The following is a 3,088-nucleotide window of genomic DNA, read 5'->3' as shown; positions in this document are numbered from 1 at the left end:
TAAGGAAAGGTTATTGTCTTATGAGAGAGCGGTTTTATTTCTAGTGCTCCTAGAACTAACGGATATGAAGGCATGAGATGTTACGGAATGCATGATTGGCATCCGTCAAAAAGAACTATAGGCACATAATAAATCGCTGCTAACCGTATCAATTTTTGACTGTAATATTATTTAACGGTTGAGTAAAACATGATTTAATACCGAAATTACCTAATAATTCTGTAGTTGTGATGGACAATGCAAGTTTTCATAAAAGCCCATATTTAAAAACTATACTAGAAAAAGAAGGGCATTGAATTGCATTTGAAATAAGATTTAGCATTACTTTTCTTATTCTAGCATAATCAAACTCAAACATAGTTTCAGCTTGATCACATAATTTAAACTAATTATATGGTTTTCAGTTACGTTGAGTTTACTACATTCAGCAACTATTTCTTTTAACATAATTGAAAATTATTTAACTCTATATCAAATACATTCGCCTTGTTCAATTCGATAAATCAAGTAAATTTTCTATATGATACAATTCTCAATACCAGAATTAGCTAATGTTATTATAGTTAATACTCTTTCTTTCTCCTAGAATCTCGCTTCTTATAGTATTTTGGTAGCTTTTATTCAGTAAATTAATGCAGTACGTGCTACAGATAAGGAGACTTTATTTCATGACTTAAATTATTAAGTATATATTTTTTAGTCTCAAGAAGTGCTTCCATTTTTTGACTTTTATCATCTAAACGTAGATTAAGTACATCAACATTATCCTTAGTGTAGCATACATTTTGTGTTACTAACAAACTGATTTTGCTTAATCTAATAGCAATAATATTGCGCTAATAATATTATTGCCCACATAACATATAATTCTAAGTCATTATTAACTTTATCATAATCACTAAGTAGCCTCCATAGCTAGCTAACATATTAAAAACTACAGTACCAACTGGACACCTAATAATATCATAACAAAGCTGTATGCCATTGTAATAATATCCTGTTACAACTAAGTTAGTATAAAACACATTAGTAATATTGGGATGAACCGCCAATAATGTTAGTAAAGTATTGCTAAAACTAAAGTATAAAATATTGCAATATGCCAAATAAAGCCTAGATATTTATTTCGAAAATCTTCATTCCATTTCTTATTATAGAGTAATAATGTAGTTATTACCAATCCTAAAAGAGTAATAGATATTTTAGTAATCAACCATGCTGAAGTAGCTTTATGTTTTACTTGCCCACATAATGACATAACCATTAATGATAATAGAGCAACAGCCGCATACTCAATATAATAGTGCTTACCACGAAATGTTTCATTATTACAATAAGCACAAATATTATTCCAACTAAAGTTAGTTACTAGCGATTTAAAGAAGCTAGAAATAGTATTAATTTGTTGTTTACGTTTTTCTTTAAGAACATTTAGCGGCCCACGATCACTAGGACCAACCCATCCACCTGGCTCACCAAGACCATAATGCATTATCATCATTACTGTAAAATTTGCTATAGTAGCTGGTATGATATCACCTATTGGTAGCGCTGCATTAAAGTATTTATTCCAAACAAATGTGGTTGATATTGCAGCAACCATTCCAGCTACTATTACTCTAGTAGTAGTTCTAAATCCTAAAATTGTAAACAGTAATGGTATTCCTACTATTGGAGTCGAAAAACTAGCCCCAAACAGTACTATATCTAGCAGTGTTCTTTGTGACAATGCCATATATAATCCTAATATTCCAATAAATATAGCAAATATTCTTACAGTTATAATTTCTAGCTTTGAATTATTCTTAAATAAACCTAAAGGCTTACATAAATCATTAACAAACATAACAGAAGCTGAATTAATCCATGAATCTGCTGTTGACATAATCATAGCAGAAATTCCGATTACTACTAATCCCTTAAATCCAGTATAAGCGTAGCTATCTATTATATATGGGACTAAATTAGTAGCTTCTATTGTCTGATGTGATGAGAGTAATGTTAATCCTATAAAACCAGCAAAAAAGCAAAACGCTAAATATAATAAAGTCATAATTTTAAAAGCATTAGCTGCTTGTACTGTACTACGAGCAATTAAAACCCTATGAAACATAGCTGGATTTATTTCAGGAATGAAACAATAGAAAAACATTCCATAATATTTTAGTGTAGTATAATTATTATAGTCTAGCAATATGTTATAGTCTAATATGGGATTAGTATTTATAGTATTTATTATAGACTCCCAACTACCAAACATACTCCAAATAAGTATTGCTAAAGTCGGAATAAAAGCTCCAAAAGCTAAAGCCTGAAAAACATCAGTAAATACTACAGCTCTAATTCCTCCAAAAGCTGAATATATAATGACTACCATGCTACTAATTAAAGTCGCATATAAACTATTTATCCCTAAAAAATGATTAAACATAGTAGAAAAAACTTTAACTTGCATAGCAACTCTTGTTGATGCTCTAATTATAGAACAAGTAGCTGTAATAATTCTAACATGTTTGCCATAAAGATCTCCCATTACTTCTGCAACTGACAACTTACCAAAAAATTCCTGCATTCTTGGAATTAAAACATAAGCTGTTATGAGAAAGTTTAAAATGTGCCCTATAACAGAAAGTAATGCAAGTATTCCAAGAGCATATGTTTCATACAACACAAAATTAAAAGTGCTACCTCCAACCCAGGTAGCTATTAAAGTTGCTGTAAGTGCAGTTGTGCTGAAATTTTTTCCACCAAGAGCATAGTCTTTTATAGATTTTACTCCCTTACCATACCATAACCCTATAGCTAAATTTATTATCAAGAACAATCCTACTAAAATTAGGTCTATATTTAACGCTGGCATTTTAAATTCCCTTTGATTCTTTAGTTAGCAATTATAAATGCATAACAACCATCATAAATAATTAGTTAACATCTATTAAAAAATAGTGACTCAATATACTAGTCTTGTCAATAATTGTATTTAATCTCAGTTTTAGATAGCAATTCTAATAGATTCTAATAATGAAGTAATAATGGCTAATATACATAAAACAGCTCCTTTATTACCAATAAGTTCTGCATTACTCAG

General features: G+C 29.7%; 2 protein-coding genes. Both read right to left on the bottom strand.

The genetic code is table 11. The annotated features are described in order from the left end of the window. Positions 1 to 644: 644 nt before the first annotated feature. Entirely contained in the window at positions 645 to 800 is a 156-nt protein-coding gene (locus OCHUTO_RS06720; RefSeq protein ID WP_232296921.1) for a hypothetical protein, read from the bottom strand. A gap of 257 nt (positions 801 to 1,057) precedes the next feature. Continuing rightward, complete coding sequence (locus tag OCHUTO_RS04705; RefSeq protein ID WP_232297011.1) at positions 1,058 to 2,860, bottom strand: sodium:solute symporter family protein; 1,803 nt, start codon at positions 2,858 to 2,860, stop codon at positions 1,058 to 1,060. Positions 2,861 to 3,088 lie beyond the last annotated feature (228 nt).

The sequence above is a fragment of the Orientia chuto str. Dubai genome (genome assembly GCF_000964595.1).
Lineage (GTDB): Bacteria > Pseudomonadota > Alphaproteobacteria > Rickettsiales > Rickettsiaceae > Orientia > Orientia mediorientalis.
The sequence above is the reverse complement of the archived record's forward strand: the minus strand, read 5'-3'. Positions and strand labels throughout refer to the sequence as shown.